Origin of the sequence: Danxiaibacter flavus, assembly GCF_041060425.1 — a bacterium.
Taxonomy (GTDB): domain Bacteria; phylum Bacteroidota; class Bacteroidia; order Chitinophagales; family Chitinophagaceae; genus Danxiaibacter; species Danxiaibacter flavus.
In genome coordinates this window covers 950,062-967,739 of sequence record NZ_JAULBC010000001.1, presented here as the reverse complement: position 1 = coordinate 967,739, position 17,678 = coordinate 950,062, and the positions used below count along the sequence as shown (strand labels likewise).

Genomic DNA, 17,678 nt, shown 5'->3' with positions numbered 1-17,678 from the left:
GACTCAATTAGTTATGATTATTCAATAAAAAACAATATAGATATAGCTCACAAGTTTAATTTTTTGATCATTGAACACACGCTAGCATCTTCAATTAATAGACATGTCAACTAATCTTAATTTTCGCAAATTCACAGGGCAACTTATCTAAAGATTGGTTTAAATATTAAATAGCCTAAACAGAATTTACAAAAACGGCGTATGGACATATTATATTTTTAGATTAATTAGACGTTGCTAATATAAATAAAACTTATTATTTAATAAAAAAATATTATTTATTTATACTTAAGTTATTATACCTTCTACAAAAACTACTAACAACAGATTTACTTGTACCAGATGTAGCAACTTATGCAAAACCTTTTGCCTGCAACGACTGCAAATAAAATCATGCAGTGAAAGTCATCAAGAAAGATAATCACTTCCTTTTTAAATGAAACATTGAAAAACCATCATCAACGCGGCAGCTATTTATGATGCCGGTGTTTACTACGATAAGGATGATAAGAACATGTATGTTAACTGGTCAATTAAGACCTCAAACGCACCGCAGCTTTCCTACACTATTGCAGTGTACGACAACCAGGCGCATACAGGAAAACCAATCGCAACGCAGGAAGGCACCGATCCGGACGCAAGAAATGTAGCCATCCATGTTCCCAACCTGCCTTCAGAAAAGAAGACTTACTATCTTACATTACAGCTCACAGATATTTTTAATCAGCAATCAGAAATAAGGGAAATTATACTGGAAGAACTCAAACCTTAGTTTCAGTTTCATACACTCAAATAAAAAAATCCCTGGAGTAATTTATTTCAGGGATTGTCTTTATAAGCCACGTTGCTGTTTTGCCTGACTTCGGATAATCCTTACTGTTACCAGTAACTGTCCCAGGTGCCGCATGGTATGTTCGGCCGCATGAAACAACAAGCCCTGAACCGTTGATGGCAATTGTTTGCGGCCCACGCCTCGAAAATCAGTAAGTGTTTTTTCGTCCGTATTTTTTAATTGACTGATTGCTTCGTCTATGCGTTCGTTGAATTGTTTCAACAATCCGGCTACCGTTATGGAGCTGTCTTCTTTGCCTTCTTTAGCAAGAGCGTCCAATTGTTCCTGGTTAAGCATTTCTCCTTTTGCATAAGTCAGCAGGCGGTTAATTACACCGCTCAGATGTTGCAGATGAAATGCAGGAGAGGCAACATTTGCCGGCCGTTCCCACAAGAGGTTATCCGGAAAGTTGTTCATTATTTCATTAACTTCTTCTCTTGCCTGTAAAAGTGCATGTGCCGCGGGTTGCAATAAAGATGGCACACCCTCTGCGGGACCACGCATCCAAACTTCAGGTTGTTGCATATTGATTTGATTTAACCATCTAAAAGATTAGCTAAGTTAATGATCCTGGTGAAAGCTTAAAGCTCAAAGCTTAAAGGCTAAAACTATCGAACCATATAAGTAAGGTGTTGGCCGCGCCAACGTTTCTTCGTAAACAACTGAGAAAGCTTAAAGCCCAAAGCGTAAAGCCTAAAGCTGACCGAAGCGAAGGTTTTTAAACCATTTAAAAAATATAAGAGCAAATAAGAACTTTTGCCAGGGATCATAATAATAACACTTAAACGGCAATATATTTACTTAACCAGCTCGGACCTTCACCATTGACCATTGACTAGTTGCACATAAGGCATATAAGGATATAAAGGTTTTGATTGACCTACTTCGGTTACTTCGCTACATTGGCTGCATGTAAAGGTTGAAAGTTCATTGCTGACAGCGAAAAGTTTCAATGGCCAAGGCTGAAGGCCTTGGAGCATTAGCATGGGGCAACGCCCTATGGACAAGGTCACAAATGTTTGTCAAGCCCTGAAAGGGCGTTAGCAACTCCCCACAATCTTTTTTATACCATCGTAAATAATAGGTTTTTTATGCTAAAAATGAGCAGTGGTTATCTTTAGGATAAGAACTGTAACGCATTTCAAGTGCGTAAACATAAAAAGGAATGCAAACTATTTTTCGTTTTGCTTTCGCCCTTTCAGGGCTTAATCGATATTGCATTTATTATCCCGGGCGTTGCCCTGGACTAATGCTGGTCGCCCTTTCAGGGCTTGTTGCAGAAAGTTTACCAGGGAATGAAAGACATTAGCACAAATCAAATTTTCTAGTATCAAGAACCATTCTATTCGGAGCCAGTACGTTTTTCGTCCCATCTTATATTTTCTTATATGCCTTATATGGTTTAAAAAATTCTTTCAATGGTTCAAAAAAAATCCCGGGCTTGCCCCCGGGATCCAGTTCTAAGCTTTGCGCTTTAGGCTTTAAGCTTATCACGGTAATGTTTTAAAATCAATAACAGGCTGTTTACCCATTGCCTTTCTTTCAAACACGCTGTTAATCGGCGTATACGTTTTAAAGAACCCGCAATTTGTCATGTAGAAAGAACCGTTCTCTTCCCCTCCTGCATAATCATAACGTGCACCTTTTTTTGCTGTAGCATCAGCAGTAAAACGCGCTTTCGTCAATTCCGTCCAGTTACCATTGGTGTCCATCGCCCACTGATTGTTGCAGAATACCTTGCGGTTGTGCGCTCCCATTTCAGGATCAAAATTTTCAAGGAATGAATGCGCGTGTTTATAGTATGTATTTGTCAGCGGACGTGAAAAAGAAGCTATCAGCATCCATTTATTTTGCTCCGGTGCAAAGAAGTAAGAAGTGTACTCCGTTCTTCCTTTGCCGTCGGGTTTTACATGCGTTAGAAATTTATAAGTGTTTCCCGCTTTCCAGCTATAACGGAGATAGCTTTGTCCACCAGAACCTTCGTTGCCAAACTCGCCAATATGCACGCCTTCCCCTTGTTTAAGCAATTTGATCTTTGCAGAATCAGGAATACTTTTGGGATCGTCTGTTTTAAACGGGCTCCAAACTGAAAACAAAACCCGTCTTTCGGTAGGCGAATTCACCTGGATGCCACAATATCCTTCACCAAATCCATTGCTCATAAAATAAGAACCAAGCGGATCCGATCCAACGGGGATAGTTAATTCATTATAAAACCATTCAAACTGTTTGTCTTCCGGCAATAAATAATTGAGATGTACGGAAGGCCCTCTCCTTCCCCAATAAAACTCATCTCTTACATAATCCACTTTCCCTTCTGTTGCAGAACCGCTAATAATTAAATCTGAGATATCGGGCGCAGTCCCATTCAATAGTTCCAGCTTAACAGCGATATAACCGGTGTCTGTAACGTTGTATGCAAACCCTTCATATACTTTCCAATCTTTATCCGTTATGTTCAGCGAAGCTTTTGATGTTCCGGCGGAAATGCCAACCTTACTATTTCCGGAGCTACACTTTGCTTTAAGATCAATCTTTAAACTGCCGGTTTTATTTACCCTCACATATACAACCGGATGAACGGCATTATCGGTCCAGTTTGAAATGCCATTTTCATTCAGTTTTATCTTTTTGCTTTGCTTGTCAAAAAAAGTGTTTCCACCTAATGGCACATGCATTTGGGGCTCCTGCGCATAAATAACCACGCTGGCCATTAACAATGCAACGGCGGTATAAATTATCTTTCTCATAAAAAATAAAATAGTTCTTGAAATTTCTATAACAACAGGGCATTAAAAAGCCGGTGCCCTAAAGCAACCGGCTTTCTTCCTTTTTAACCTATTATGATTTTACACTGCGAACCGTTGTATTACCACCACCTTCAAGTGTAAGGTCCACAGGCTTGTTTGTCTTGTAGCTTCCTCTCGTAAAGTCAGGCACATCAACGGACTTAGATCTGTTCGCCACAGATTTTTCACTAAGCGGAGAAACACAGCTCCACAATGCAGCGTCATATACGTTTTGATCTAATGGCAATCCGTTACGCAGACAATCGATCGTGCGCCAGTCCATGATGAAATCCATACCACCATGTCCGCCGACTTTCTTTGCAATATCGCCAACATGTTTTACCAATGGTGTGGTGTATTTATCGTACAGATCCTTCAATTCACTTTCTTTCATCCATTCTTCACCAAGTGCAATTCGCTCAGGCGAAGGCCATTTGCTCGCCATGCCTTTTGTACCGCTTAACAGGTGAATACGTGAATAAGGACGCGGAGAAGTAACATCATGCTGCAGCATAATGGTCTTGCCGTTAATTGTGCGGATGATCGTAGTATTCATATCACCACGGTAAGGCTTGCCAACAAATTGATTGTAGAACGAATCGCTGGCAGCTCTCTTTTTAGCCTCTGCTCCCATTAGAAAATCATTGCTGGACATAGAAACCAGGTGATCAAAATTGTCTCCCCGGTTTATGTTCATGCATTGTGCAATCGGTCCAAGACCATGTGTTGGATACAGATTACCGTTTCTTGTGGCATTCTCTTTCAGCCTCCACATATCAGCATAGCCATTCTTATCAAAGTTGAGATCAAGCAGGTTGTGCAAATAAGCGCCTTCTGCATGAATCAATTCACCGAACATACCATTACGCGCCATGTTCAGGGTCAGTTGTTCAAAGAAATCATAGCAACAATTCTCAAGCATCATACAATGCTTTTTTGTTTTCTCTGAAGTCTCCACCAATTGCCAGCACTCATCTATTGTAACTGCAGCAGGAACTTCCGTGCAGGCGTGTTTGCCATTCTTCATTGCATATACAGCCATTGGCGTGTGGTAATGCCATGGCGTGCATATATACACAAGATCAATATCATTGCTTTCACACAATGCTTTCCAACCATCTTCACCGGTATATTCCTTTGCTTTCGGAATTCCGGCTTTCTCGAGGATTTTCTGCGCTTTTGCAACGCGATCAGCCTGTTTATCACACAAAGCTTTTATTTCAACACCTTCTATATAAGACATTCTTTGTACAGCACCAGGCCCTCTCATACCCAGACCAATAATACCAATACGAACTTTATCCAGTTTTGGAGCAGCATACCCGCTCATGTTAAATTGTTGTTTTCCGTTCTGAGGTGCTGCATCAAATGTTTCTTCTGCAACATTTGCAGACTTTCCAATGGAAGGCAAACCAACGGCAAGTACTCCTGAACCAAGAGTTATGTTGCGTAAAAAGTTTCTACGGTTAGATTTCATTACTACTTTTTTTGGTGTGTACAGTAAAACGCTAATTTCTTGAATAAACCCGAATAAAAATCACGGGAAAGCATATTAAGGCAAACGTTTGTGTAGAGCTGTCAGCTATCAGCTTTCAGCTTTGAGCTTTAAGGTATCAGGTATCAGGTGTCAGGTTAGTTTTTAACGCCGGGGGTTGTATTTGCGTATCCAGATCTTAATTTTAGCTATCAGCTATCAGCTTTTAGCTATGAGCCTTCCTAACCGGAAGCGTTGTCATACACATCTCATTTTCACTCATTCCATATTTGCACATTTGCATATTCTCTCATTTGCATATTCTCTCATTCGCACATTTGCATATCCCCTCATTTGCACATTCCATTGTCAATTTTCCCCGCCTGAACGATGTTAGTCGGGCAGGAACTTTCAATTGTCCATTCATAAAATTAAGGTTCTCCGCCTTAGGCTTTAAGCTTTAGGCTTTAAGCTTTTAGCTTTCACCTTTCCCCTGAATTCCTTATTTTGCATCCGCTTTAGGGGTGTTCCTTTTATGGAACTGAGATGATACCCTTGGTACCTGATACGGTTAATACCGTCGTAGGAAAAAGCAAAGGCTTTCTATGTTCCTTTCTTTGCACGGCCATCCTCCTATCGCGCTAAAAAAAGTTTCATGACAAAAGAATTATTATGGCAGCAGGTTGTGGCTGTTAAAGAAAGATCCCCGCTGGTACACAGCATTACGAACTATGTGGTAATGAATTTTAACGCCAACGCTTTACTGGCTGCCGGAGCCTCGCCAATAATGGCCCATGCTGCTGAGGAGATGGATGATATGGTAAATATTTCCGGTGCATTGGTAGTTAACATCGGCACATTGGACAGCAACTGGGTAAATAGCATGAAAATTGCTATTAAAGCAGCAGAAGCAAAGAACAAACCATGGGTACTGGACCCTGTTGGTGCAGGTGCTACCGCCTACCGGAACCAGGTTATCGCGGAATTGCTGGCGATACACAGGCCTGCGGTTATAAGAGGTAACGCTTCTGAAATACTTGCTGTTGCTAACGCTGAAAACAAAACCAGGGGTGTGGATAGCACTCATTCCAGCAATGATGCCATCGAAGCAGCCAAACAACTGAGCAATCAACTTAAATGCGTGGTTTGCATTTCAGGAGAAACGGACTATATCACCAGCAATGATATGGTTACCGGCTTGAAGAACGGGCATGCTCTTATGACCCGGATTACAGGAATGGGGTGTACCGCGTCTGCCCTGACCGGAGCGTTTTGTGCAGTTCAGGCAGATGCGCACCTGGCCACCTGCGCAGCAATGGCAATGATGGGAGTTGCGGGAGAGGTCGCAGTGAAAAAAGCAGGCGGACCAGCAACATTGCAAACGGCTTTTCTTGATGCGCTTTATACAATGGATGTAACAACTTTTATGGAAACTGTACACATTGTTTAACAATGGCGGAATTGATTTGAGCAACGTTTGGGACAATTAAACAAATAATATGGCATTTCCACATAAGCTTTATCTGGTAACAAATGAACTCGCCTGTAAAGGCAAAAAATTACTGGATGTTGTTGCTGCAGCTGTTAAAGGCGGCGTTGATATTGTACAGTTCAGGGACAAGCACGCCACTGAAGAAGTATTCACCAATACGGCAACCGAACTGCAATCCCTGCTTTCAAAAAACAACATTCCGCTTATCATAAACGATCGCTGGCAGGTTGCTCAATACATTCATGCATACGGCGTTCATGTAGGCAACAGTGATCTTTCACCGACTGCAATAAGAGCAGCATGGCCCCAATGCAATTGTCTTGGTTATTCTATTGAGTATGAAGAACAACTTAACAATACCGAAATAATACCTTCGGATTATCTTGGCATCAGTCCTGTTTTTAACACTTCCACAAAGGTGGACACGGTAAGAGAATGGGGACTTGATGGCATAAGATGGATGCGCAAAGCAACCACAAAACCCCTTGTTGCCATAGGCAACATCAACCTAACCAACGTGGCGGATGTTATAAAAGCTGGCGCAGATTGTGTTGCTGTAGTATCAGCTATCTGCAGTGCGGATGATCCGGAAAAAGCAGCTGCTATGTTGCGTAATGAAATTGAAAAAAACAGCAGATCATGACAGAGAAGAAATTTACTTATGCGCCGGTAATGACCATTGCCGGCTCTGACAGCGGTGGCGGTGCGGGCATACAGGCTGATCTGAAAACGTTCTCCGCATTGGGATGTTACGGTTGCAGCGCCATAACGGCTATTACCGTTCAAAATACAGTGGGCGTCTCCGGGATACATAGCATTCCGGAAGATATTGTCCGCGGACAGATCACCGCTGTTATTGACGATATTCAGCCCGCTGCCATTAAAATAGGCATGTTGCATACGCCTTCACTTGTAACGGCAGTTGCAAGAACTTTGAAAAATTATCCCAACATTCCAATTGTTGTGGATCCTGTTATGATAGCAACAAGTGGCGACAAACTTTCGTCGGGCAATATCTCTGATGCTTTAAGAGAATATTTGTTCCCACTGGCAGCGGTTGTAACACCCAACCTGGATGAAGCATCCATTCTTACCGGATCTTCAATACATGATACAGAGACCATGCAACAGGCTGGTAAACATATATTACAATCAGGATGTACCTCTGTTTTAATCAAGGGAGGACATCTTAAAACTGATCAGCTGTTTGATGTATGGATGCACAAAAAGGGACAAAAAATCATTATTGAAGCACCTTATATTCCTACCAACAATACACATGGAACTGGCTGCACATTATCCTCAGCCATCGCTGCTTTTCTTGCAATGAAAAACTCAATTCCCGAGTCCATTCAGCTTGCACATGACTACACTTACAATGCAATAGATCATGGCAAAGACGTACTTACCGGAAAAGGCAATGGACCATTAAATCATTTTTATGCGCCCAAGGCCATGAAAAAATATGTTATTGGGGAAGGAAGGCGTGAGGGGTGAGGCGTGAGGTATCAGGTTTCAGGAGAGGCAAGAGGAATAAGGTTTGAGGAATAAGGCGTAAGGCCTGAGGTGAAAATAGCTTCGCCATGAATATTCGACCCTGAAAAAGTCGCAACCACACCAGACATCAAAACATCAGACATCAGAACATCGTACACCGTACATCTAACATCGTACATCTAACATCGTACATTGATTAACATCGCACATTAAATAACATCTTACATTGAATTATGAACTGGAGTGAACACGCATGGAACAGCATCGAACAGATCTATGAGAAAATACTGGACATGCCCTTTAATAAAGAATTGATGGCAGGAACCTTAACTACTGAGCGTTTTCGTTTTTATATGATGCAGGATGCGCATTACCTCAGCGCATTCAGCAAGGTGCTTGCCATCATTGCTTCCAAATTACCTTCAGCAGAGTCATTGGATTTCATTCGGTTTGCCGAGGGCGCCGTTGTTGTTGAAAGAGCGCTTCATGAAAATTATTTTTCTGCGTGGCAGGTCTCTGAAATAGCTGAGATCTCGCCGACCTGTCAATTGTATACAGATCACCTTTTCCGCCGCGCATACCTGGACTCCGTCGAAGTGGCAATTGCCGCCGTGCTTCCTTGTTTTTGGATCTACAAAAAAGTGGGTGACCATATCTATGCAAACCAACAAAAAGAAAACAATCCTTACCAGCAATGGATAGACACATATGCAGGAGAAGAATTCGCCATTTCCGTGAAAAGGGCAATCGCTATCGCTGATGAAAAAGCTGCTCAACTAACACCCACACAGCAACAGGCTATGACCGAAGCGTTTGTCAAAACCACAAAAATGGAATGGATGTTTTGGGATAGCGCGTATGGGATGGAGAGGTGGAAGGTTTAAGAAGACCGTAAGACATGTAAGACCGTAAGACCGTAAGACAGTAAGATCGTAAGAAGGGCAACGAATGAGTTGTATTAACTGAATGTGTTAAGTAGCGAGAAAGATTTTTGAGAGGGTAAGAAAATACGATAGCATGACGGGAAGAGCTAGAAAATTAGGGGAAGACGGGCCCAGGCTAATAGCTGATAGCTTAAAGCTGACAGCTTAAAAGACCGTAAGACCGTAAGACAGTAAGATAGTAAGATAGTAAGATAGGCATCGAATGAGTTGTATTAACTGAATGTGTTAAGTGGCGAGAAAGATTTTTGAGAGGGCAAGAAAATACGTAGCATGATTGTAAGAGTTAGAAAATTGGGGGAAGACGGGCCCAGGCTAATAGCTGATAGCTTAAAAGACCGTAAGACGCGTAAGATCGTAAGACAGTAAGAATGGGCAACGAACGGGTCGAGTTAACCGTATGTTTATAGAGATGTTAGAAAATTTGCAAAAAGGGGCTAAAGCTGACAGCTTAAAAGACCGTAAGAGGCGGCAACGAATGCAATGTATGAACCGTATGTTTTATGTAGCGAGAATGATTTTTGAGAGGGTAAGAAAATACGATAGTACGACCACAAGGATTAGATAATTGGGCAAGACGGGCTCAGCCGATAGCTAATAGCTAATAGCTAATAGCTGACAGCTTAAAAGACAGTAAGAGGGGCAACGAATGGGTTGTATGAACCGTATGTTTTATGTAGCGAGAATGATTCTTGAGAGGGTAAGAGAATATGATAGCGCGATCATAAGAGTTAGAAAAATGGGGAATGGTGGGCAAAAGCTAATAGCTGATAGCTAACAGCGGACAGCCATTTATTGCCCTTTCTTCAAATTTTAACAATCTCATTTGAACAAAATTGCAGTTGAATAAGATGACTATCAGTGTTCAACAAATTAAAATGAGATGTAAAAAGTATATCTAACTCATTGTCAGGTGAAATTTTCGGTTAACTTTGTTAGAGCGAACGTTAATATGGCACATTTATTACACCGGAAACCATCTTTAACAAAAAAAGCCTTTTTGCTGGTCCTGCTTATGGCCGGCAGCCATGTTATGTTCGGTCATGCCACAGGTTTTATGGCCGACGACAAAGAACCGAAAGTTATCAAATGCTACCCCAACCCTGCCGTGGCGTTCGTAAATTTTGAGTTCGACAAATCAATTGAAAAAACGGCCACGCTCCAGATTTACAGTTTCACCGGTAAAAAAATGGCTGACATGCCGGTCTCCAATGCCAAGATCACCGTTCAACTGGACGAGTATTTCCGTGGTATCTATGTTTACCAACTCCGCGATAAAACAGGCCGCATTATTGAAAGCGGTAAATTCCAGGTGACTAAATAGTTGTACGTTATACGTTTTAAGTTATACGTTGATCAAAGCGAAGGGTTGTGCAGCCTAATGTTTATTCCGGTGCGCACTATGCGCTACTCTTCTTTGCTATGATAAACGTATCACGTACAACTTACAACGTATAACTCAACCCGCTTCGATAAACGTACAACGTATAACTTACAACGTACAACTCAACAACAACTCAACCATAACTCAACCACAGCTTAATCGGCTATGAAAACCGCATTAACAAACATCAGCCTGCCGTTCTCCCAGAAATTTCTAAAAAGCACATCATCGGCAAGATAGATAACGGAGCCTGAGCCTATGTTTTGCTCACCAAACAAAAGGCCGTTCTTTAAATGCGGCATAAGTTTGCTGCCGACAAAACCAGCCACATGATCTTTGGACGAAATTGTACCAACATTCCAGCCGTTCTTTGTGTATTCGTACATATTGCCATCCTGCTTTAAAGTGTAATAGAAATCAGGATAACCAAAAGCAAGCGGATGCGTATTGTCCAGCCGGACTTTATAAATAGCACCAGGGATTTCGTTTGCCACTTCATCACGCTCACGCTCTGAATATCTTTTTAGCAGCAAAGAATCTTCCTTGTTTTCCTTTCCTTTGTCATCAATTTTATCGTCCTTCAGCTTAATTCCCCAATCGCCGGCAGCCATTTGTTTAACGGCATTTTCCATTGCGATCAGCTTACCTCCGTCTGCTACAAAATTCTTTAGCTTATCACTTAACCTGGTATCATCAAAAGCTTTGTAATTTCCATCAGGCATTATTAAAACATCATAGTTACTCAGTGTAATCCTGCCCAGTTCATTTGCATTTAATAATGTTAGAGGATAGTTCAATACCTGGTCAAAAAAGTTCCACACTTCTCCGGCTGAGAGTGAAGAAGTTTGTTCCCCGGTAAGCATCGCCACTTTCACAGGCTTTAAAAATCTTATATCCGGCGAACCAAAATCAGCTCCCTGGTCAACAAATCCGCCAGCTACTGCTTCAGGCTGAATATTGAATTCTGCACAAAGATTGTTCACTATATCGCTCCAGTTGGCTGTGTTGTTGCCTTTCAAAACAATCAAAGTACCTTGCTTGTACACTTTATTGTTGTAGGTAAAAGGCTTGTCACTTACCCGCACACGAACTTTCCTTTTCAACAATGCGGCCAACAGTTTTGCACCGTCAAAAGAGTTATAAGGAATCAGCAATCCGTAATCAGAGCTGACTTTTTGTAATGCGGGAGCAGTCTTAAGAGCACCAACGTCAAGCTTTTCTTTTACCGCATAAGCTTTTACACCATAAACGTACGGCAGGGACCATGCTGTAATATCATAAGTAATAGAATCGTTCAATTTGGTAACCGGCTCAAACAATACCCTTGCCATTGCGCTTCTCGGCTGATATGCAGAGACAGCCAGCTGATAACCTTCATTAACAAATGCCTCATCCTTTCCTGAAAAATAGTTATAGCCTTTGAAGCCGGATGCTGTTACAGAACCATATTCAATTCCATTCTTATCCAGGAGATCGGCAACCGCTTTAATATTATTGAAACTGCGCGAAGTAACCACATAGGTCTTAAAATTGTTACTTGTTCCGTTGCGGTTATTCTCGAAAAATTTTTGAAACTCGGTTAATAATCTGTCTGCGTTTTTTGAAGAAGTCTCAATTGTTGATAATCCGGTAGTGTAATGATGTGTAGCCCTGTCAACCAGCGTAAGCGTATCTTTTTCACTGTTAACAACACCAAGTCCGGCGCGGATCCCACCCTGCTCAAACGTCATACCGATAGCACCATTGTACATTGGATAAGTATCACCGTAGGATGGATAAAACAGATCAAAGCGCTGACGCGTAAAATATAGCCATCCGTTTGCATCAAAATATTTTGCGTTATTTTTTCCGATCAGGGTTTGAAAATCACGCTGCCATTGAGTGATCACCTCGTGATAGGGTTCCGCTGCCGGTGCGAAATAATAGGGTTGATTATAACCTTGCTCGTGAAAATCAACATGCACCTGCGGCATCCACTCATTATACTTTTTCATGCGCTGCCGGGATTCAATTTGTGTTTGCCATGCCCAGTCACGATTCAGGTCAAAATTATAGTGATTGGACCTGCCTTGCGGCCAGGGCTCACTGTGTTCGCGCGATTGCGGATCAACATTGTTGTTTGTTCCTGCAACCGTGTTGTACCAGTTTACATACCGGTCGCGACCGTCAGGATTTACACATGGATCCATTACGATCACCGTATTCTTCAACCACTCTTTTGTCTGCGTATTGGCCGGATCTACTAAAGCAAATAAGGTCAGCATCGCGGCTTCAGAAGAAGCGGGCTCGTTTCCATGGACATTATAGCTCAACCAAACAACAACGGGTGACTTTACTGCGCCCGTAGCCGATTTGTCTTTTCCTATTCCAGCCATCTTCAGATTATTCTGCCGGATGGTTTCAAGCTGCTTAAGATTTTCGGGAAGTGCTACATATACCAAAGCAAGCTCGCGCCCTTCGTTGGTGGCGCCGTATTGCTCATACTTAACCATATCCGGTTTTGCCTGCGCTATCCTCTTGAAATATTCAATTAATTTATAATGGGGTGTAAATTTCGTTCCCACCTTATAGTGCAAAAATTGCTCGGGAGACTCAAGCGATTGAGCAACAAGACAGTTAGTAACATTTGCCAATAGTAGCAACGCAAGTATTTTCTTCATAATATGTGGAAATAGAAGAGTGAAAATAGGAGAATTTGGGGAGAATGGAGAGACAGGTTTCAGGTTTCAGGTATCAGGTGTCAGATATCAGGTTTGAGGATTGAGGATTGAGGATTGAAGGCGTGAGGCGTGAGGATTGAGGTATGAGGTGCGTGGTTTGTGGTTTGAGAGTATTATTTGGGCAAAGGCATAATTCGTCTGTGCAAATGAAACTGGATCAGCTATTTCATCTGCTATTCTGATAGGAACTTTCAAAACCTGCATTATGCGCCTCATAAATCAGGCATGCAATGCTCCCTCATCCTGAGGTCTATACCCCATACCTCACGCCTCACACCTCAAACCTCAAACCTGATACCTGATACCTGACACCTCGCTTCATTCTTTTCTTTAAATTGCCATATGAAGAAGAACACGCTACTACTAATTTCACTAACCACTTTATTACAATCAATAACAGCGCAGCAACCGCTGGTTGGAGCAGGAAATAAAGTCGACCCGTATAAATACACGATTACCAAAACTGCAACTTTCAACAAAGCTTCCGTCGCAAGTGCACATCCGTTAGCCAGTATGGTTGGGGCTGCAATTATGCAACAAGGGGGAAATGCCTTTGATGCCGCAATAGCAACACAACTTGCTTTGGCAGTTGTTTACCCCGGTGCCGGTAATCTTGGTGGCGGCGGATTTTTATTGGCCAGAAAAAAGGATGGAAATTTGATCGGGCTTGATTACCGTGAGAAAGCACCTGCCAGTGCCAGTCGCGATATGTATCTTGATAAAGAAGGAACGGCTCAGACCACGCTTTCTCAAAACGGTCATTTGTCCTCCGGCGTTCCGGGGACTGTCGCAGGACTTTTTGCAACCTTTCCTTATGCAAAACTTCCATTCAAAACATTGATACAGCCAGCCATCGATCTTGCTGAGTACGGTTTTGTAATTACCGAACATGAGGCCAGATCCCTGAACGGTAATAAAGCTGACTTTATTAAGTATAGCACCAAACGCTCTGCTTTTATTAAAGATGGTGAATGGAAAGCCGGAGATACTTTAATTCAAAAGGATCTTGCCGAAACGTTGAAGCGCATTAGAGACAATGGCCAAAAAGGTTTTTACGAAGGGCTGACTGCGGAATTAATTGTAAACGAAATGGAACGGGGAAATGGCTTAATAACCTTGCAAGACCTGAAAGACTATTCAGCGAAAGAAAGAAAGCCGGTAACATTCAGCTACCGCGGAGTTGAGGTTGTGAGCTTTGCTCCCCCCAGCAGCGGCGGAATACTGCTTGCTCAAATGCTGAAAATGGCTGAAAAATTTCCTTTGAATGAATATGGATTTCAATCGCCCAAAGCGGTGCAATTAATGGTAGAAGTTGAACGTCGCGCTTATGCAGACAGAGCTCAATACATGGGAGATCCCGATTTTTGGAAAGTGCCGGCAAAGATGCTGATGAGTGATACCTACCTTACACAACGGATGCAGGACTATGCAGTTGATAAAGCGGGAAAAAGCACCAATATCAGCTACGGCATTTTGAAAGAAAGTGAGGAGACAACTCATTTAAGCATTATGGATGCAGAAGGCAACATGGTTGCTGTTACAACTACCCTTAACAATGGCTATGGCAGCAAAACCGTGGTTGGTGGCGCCGGCTTTTTGCTGAATGATGAAATGGATGACTTCAGTATAAAACCTGGCGTCCCCAATATGTACGGCGCAATAGGCGGAGAAGCGAACGCCATTCAGCCGGGCAAACGCATGCTAAGTTCCATGACGCCCACTTTGCTGCTAAAGGACAATAAGCCTTTTGTTGTGGTAGGCACGCCCGGGGGAACAACAATTCCTACTTCAGTTTTTCAAAGTATTGTGAATGTGGTTGATTTCTCCATGAATGCTGAAGATGCTGTAAACAAACCAAAATTTCATCACCAGTGGCTGCCTGATGTCGTATATATTGAAAAGACTTTTTTAACATCAACCAGTGAGGCATTGAAACAAATGGGTTATACGATCGAGCAGCGTGGCGCAATTGGCCGGACAGAACTCATTAAAATAAACGGCGGCAAGCTGGAAACAGCAGCGGATAAAAGAGGCGATGATAGTGTGGCGGGGTTTTGAGCTGAAAGCGTAAAGCTCAAAGCTTAAAGCTTAAAGCCGAAAACCAGAGATCGCTGATGTCTGATGTTTGGATGTCTGATATTGGAGACCATAATGTTTCAAATGACTGATTGACATATAATATGAACTAGAAGACTGGCTTTTAATTAGACTATAAAATAACTCATCGCCTGAAAGCTGATAGCTGACGGCTAAATACACCACCATGCAATTCGAACAAAACTTTCTAACCGACCTTGAGAAAAGATTCAGATCTTACAAAAACCTGGGCGACGAAACGTTTAAGCAGTTGGAAGAAAATGACTTCTACTTCAAGCCTTCAGAAGAGAGCAACAGCATAGCCATTATTATACAACACATGTACGGCAACATGATGAGCAGGTTTACCAATTTTCTTACAGAAGATGGCGAAAAACAATGGCGGAAGCGCGATGCCGAATTTGAAGCGTCAGATACGACAACAAAAGATCTGCTTGACTTTTGGCAGACCGGTTGGAACTGCGTGTTTAAAGCAATTGCAGATATTAAGCCTGAAGAGTTGATGAATACCGTCTACATAAGGTCTGAACCGTTATTTGCATTTGATGCATTTTTGAGACAACTGGCACATTATGCCTATCACGTAGGCCAAATAGTAATGATTGGCAAAATGCTGAAGGATCAGCACTGGCAATCATTAAGTATTCCAAAAACTAAAAAATAGCCATGAAACCGCAAGCAATCATTTTTGACATGGATGGAACGCTTATTGACAACAATCCCTATCATATTATGGCATGGCAGGAATTTTACAGGGGTCTTGGCCGTGAACTTACCATGGAGCACTACAAAAAAAATATGAATGGGAAAGTCAACAGGGAAATATTTGAAGACATATTTAGCCGCAAGCTGACAACCGAAGAACTTGCGGATTATATTGATCAAAAAGAATCGTTGTATCGCAAATTGTATGAACCGCATATTGCACCCATATCCGGGCTCATGGATCTGCTTCAATCTATTTCGGCAGAAAACATTCCGATGGCCGTAGCTACATCGGGGCTGCCAGTAAATATCCAGTTTGCATTCGACAGGTTGTCTATGCGGCATTATTTTGAAGTAGTAGTCGACTCAACATATATCACCAGGGGTAAACCCAATCCGGAAATTTACCTGAAAGCGGCGGAACTCGTAAAAGCAGATCCGGCAAAATGTGTAGCCTTTGAAGACGCCATTGCCGGTATCAAGGCTGCAAAAGGCGCGGGGATGAGAGTTGTGGCACTTTCCACCACACATGCGCGTGAAGACCTGGGAGAAGCCGATCTTATTATCAACGACTACCGGGATATTACACTGGCTCAAATCAAATTGCTGTTAAATTAGCCAGCCTGTCCACTCGCGGATTATACGATCTAACACCACTTTACCTTTTGACCTTGAATTTTTAATTTCTAATGCACACTTTCATTTTTGAAGAACAGCCCGGCCGCACAGCCGTTAGCAATGGAAAGGAATATTTATTTTTCTCCGGGTACAGCTATCTCGGAATGAGCCATGTACCTGAATTTAATGCACTACTCCAGGAAGGGCTGCGCAAATTCGGGCCACTTTTTCCTTCTTCCCGTATTTCCAATACCAGGCTGGCCTTGTTTGAAGAATGCGAACAGCTGCTTTCTTCCATCACCGGCTTTGCAGAAACGGTGCTGGTGTCATCCGGATTTATCGCTGGCAAACTCTCTACAGAGCTTTGGCAGCAACAATTGCAATATCCAGCCAATGCCCATCCGGCAATCAGGCCAAGGTTTGGCAATTTACAGCCCTCAAAAGGAAATATTGTTGCAACAGATTCAGTCAATATCCTGGACGCCACCGTCAATAATTTTTCTTTTTTCAAGCCCCAAACAGATTTCTACATTGTAGATGACTCGCACGGATTTGGCCTGCTGGGTGCCAATGGTGAAGGAATTGCATCATCCCTTCCATTTGCGAAAGACAAGGGCCTGATCACTTATTCCCTGTCAAAAGCCTGTAATATTATAGCAGGGGCAATAAGCTGCTCAAAAGAAGTTGCCTCCAAACTCAGGGACATGCCGGAATATACAGCCGCAACTGCACCTTCGCCGGCGTTTTTATATGCGTTTATACACGCACAGGAGTTGTATGCGTCACGGCGAAAAAAGCTTGATCAGAACATCAGGCATTTTCGATCGTTGATCGGAGATACTGCCAGGATCAGCTCTCCAAACGGGCTTCCCATTTTTATTCTTCCATCGTCTGTCAATGAGCTGGCACTGGCCGAAGAAGGAGTAATTATCTCATCCTTCGCCTATCCGGATCCGAACGGAAAAAAAATTCAACGCATTGTGTTAAATGCGTTGCATACTCCCGGTGATCTGGAAAAACTGGCAAGCTGTTTGAATAAGATACTATAGAAGTAGGATGTTGGCCGCGCCAACGTTTCTTTGTAAACAACTGATAAAGCTTAAAGCCTAAAGCTGACCGAAGCGAAGTT

Annotated in this window: 14 protein-coding genes and 1 riboswitch; of the genes, 10 read left to right on the top strand and 4 right to left on the bottom strand. The window is 42.4% G+C overall.

Features of this window, described 5'->3' with window-relative positions; genetic code table 11:
* The first annotated feature begins 514 nt into the window (after positions 1 to 514).
* Positions 515 to 772: a hypothetical protein gene (locus QTN47_RS03655; protein WP_369327964.1), complete on the top strand. Its 258-nt coding sequence runs from the start codon at positions 515 to 517 to the stop codon at positions 770 to 772.
* A 60-nt stretch (positions 773 to 832) separates the two neighbouring features.
* Here QTN47_RS03655 and QTN47_RS03650 read toward each other — a convergent pair whose 3' ends face one another.
* From QTN47_RS03650 to QTN47_RS03640, 3 genes are all read right to left on the bottom strand, one after another.
* Positions 833 to 1,357 (bottom strand): DinB family protein, encoded by a 525-nt coding sequence (locus QTN47_RS03650; protein ID WP_369327963.1) that lies wholly within the window; start codon positions 1,355 to 1,357, stop codon positions 833 to 835.
* Between the two features lie 965 nt (positions 1,358 to 2,322).
* Positions 2,323 to 3,582 carry a DUF3472 domain-containing protein gene (locus tag QTN47_RS03645; RefSeq protein WP_369327962.1) on the bottom strand — a complete coding sequence of 420 codons (1,260 nt, stop codon included), beginning with the start codon at positions 3,580 to 3,582 and terminating at the stop codon, positions 2,323 to 2,325.
* A 91-nt stretch (positions 3,583 to 3,673) separates the two neighbouring features.
* The gene (locus QTN47_RS03640; protein WP_369327961.1) at positions 3,674 to 5,098 is read right to left on the bottom strand and encodes a Gfo/Idh/MocA family protein; all 1,425 of its coding nucleotides are present in this window, start codon (positions 5,096 to 5,098) and stop codon (positions 3,674 to 3,676) included.
* A 507-nt stretch (positions 5,099 to 5,605) separates the two neighbouring features.
* Positions 5,606 to 5,701: riboswitch (TPP riboswitch) on the top strand.
* A 49-nt stretch (positions 5,702 to 5,750) separates the two neighbouring features.
* Here QTN47_RS03640 and thiM point away from each other — a divergent pair.
* The 5 genes from thiM to QTN47_RS03615 all read left to right on the top strand — a co-directional run bounded on the left by thiM (position 5,751) and on the right by QTN47_RS03615 (position 10,349).
* Positions 5,751 to 6,545, top strand: a complete 795-nt coding sequence (thiM, locus tag QTN47_RS03635) for a hydroxyethylthiazole kinase (RefSeq protein ID WP_369327960.1) — start codon at positions 5,751 to 5,753, stop codon at positions 6,543 to 6,545.
* Positions 6,546 to 6,594: 49 nt separating this feature from the next.
* The gene (gene thiE, locus QTN47_RS03630) at positions 6,595 to 7,230 is read left to right on the top strand and encodes a thiamine phosphate synthase (RefSeq protein ID WP_369327959.1); all 636 of its coding nucleotides are present in this window, start codon (positions 6,595 to 6,597) and stop codon (positions 7,228 to 7,230) included.
* On the top strand, positions 7,227 to 8,084 hold the full coding sequence (thiD, locus tag QTN47_RS03625; RefSeq protein WP_369327958.1) for a bifunctional hydroxymethylpyrimidine kinase/phosphomethylpyrimidine kinase: 858 nt from the start codon (positions 7,227 to 7,229) through the stop codon (positions 8,082 to 8,084). Before thiE ends, thiD begins: the two co-directional genes overlap by 4 nt.
* Before the next feature lie 233 nt (positions 8,085 to 8,317).
* The gene (locus tag QTN47_RS03620) at positions 8,318 to 8,968 is read left to right on the top strand and encodes a TenA family protein (protein WP_369327957.1); all 651 of its coding nucleotides are present in this window, start codon (positions 8,318 to 8,320) and stop codon (positions 8,966 to 8,968) included.
* Positions 8,969 to 10,025: 1,057 nt separating this feature from the next.
* Positions 10,026 to 10,349: a T9SS type A sorting domain-containing protein gene (locus tag QTN47_RS03615; protein WP_369327956.1), complete on the top strand. Its 324-nt coding sequence runs from the start codon at positions 10,026 to 10,028 to the stop codon at positions 10,347 to 10,349.
* A gap of 215 nt (positions 10,350 to 10,564) precedes the next feature.
* On the opposite strand, the gene QTN47_RS03610 is transcribed toward QTN47_RS03615, so the two are convergent.
* The gene (locus QTN47_RS03610) at positions 10,565 to 13,069 is read right to left on the bottom strand and encodes a M14 metallopeptidase family protein (protein ID WP_369327955.1); all 2,505 of its coding nucleotides are present in this window, start codon (positions 13,067 to 13,069) and stop codon (positions 10,565 to 10,567) included.
* Positions 13,070 to 13,471: 402 nt separating this feature from the next.
* Here QTN47_RS03610 and ggt point away from each other — a divergent pair, with 402 nt between their 5' ends.
* The 4 genes from ggt to QTN47_RS03590 all read left to right on the top strand — a co-directional run bounded on the left by ggt (position 13,472) and on the right by QTN47_RS03590 (position 17,598).
* Positions 13,472 to 15,187, top strand: a complete 1,716-nt coding sequence (ggt, locus tag QTN47_RS03605; protein WP_369327954.1) for a gamma-glutamyltransferase — start codon at positions 13,472 to 13,474, stop codon at positions 15,185 to 15,187.
* 205 nt (positions 15,188 to 15,392) lie between these two features.
* Complete coding sequence (locus QTN47_RS03600) at positions 15,393 to 15,890, top strand: DUF1572 family protein (RefSeq protein WP_369327953.1); 498 nt, start codon at positions 15,393 to 15,395, stop codon at positions 15,888 to 15,890.
* 2 nt (positions 15,891 to 15,892) lie between these two features.
* Positions 15,893 to 16,549: an HAD family hydrolase gene (locus tag QTN47_RS03595; protein ID WP_369327952.1), complete on the top strand. Its 657-nt coding sequence runs from the start codon at positions 15,893 to 15,895 to the stop codon at positions 16,547 to 16,549.
* A 71-nt stretch (positions 16,550 to 16,620) separates the two neighbouring features.
* Complete coding sequence (locus QTN47_RS03590; protein ID WP_369327951.1) at positions 16,621 to 17,598, top strand: aminotransferase class I/II-fold pyridoxal phosphate-dependent enzyme; 978 nt, start codon at positions 16,621 to 16,623, stop codon at positions 17,596 to 17,598.
* Positions 17,599 to 17,678: the final 80 nt, after the last annotated feature.